Annotated in this window: 1 pseudogene; it reads right to left on the bottom strand. The window is 62.7% G+C overall.

Annotated elements, in window-relative coordinates:
• Window positions 1-367, bottom strand: a pseudogene (gene thrA, locus B3797_RS13975) (bifunctional aspartate kinase/homoserine dehydrogenase I); the annotation flags it as partial.

The raw sequence follows: 367 nt of genomic DNA, 5'->3' as shown, positions 1-367 counted from the left end.
CCGGCCCGGAGACGTTGAACATCGCCATGTTGTTCAGGTTGGTGATGCCCTTCACCGGATTTTCGTCCTGCTCGCCTTCGCCGCCAATCAGGGTGCCAGGGGCCTGCGGGTTGGCGGTGTTTTTGATCAGGCAAGGGATCTGGAACTGCGCGATAGGCGCAATGGTACGCGGATGCAGCACTTTCGCGCCGAAATAGGAAAGCTCCATCGCCTCCTGGTAAGACATCGACTTCAGCAGGCGCGCGTCGGGCACCTGGCGCGGATCGCAGGTATAGACGCCGTCAACATCGGTCCAGATTTCGCAGCAGTCGGCGCGCAGACAGGCGGCCAGCACCGCGGCGGAGTAGTCAGAGCCGTTGCGCCCCAG

The organism is Pantoea sp. UBA5923 (assembly GCF_002431095.1).
Lineage (GTDB): Bacteria > Pseudomonadota > Gammaproteobacteria > Enterobacterales > Enterobacteriaceae > Pantoea > Pantoea piersonii.
Note: the sequence above shows the minus strand (reverse complement) of the source record. Positions and strands in the feature narration are given on the sequence as shown.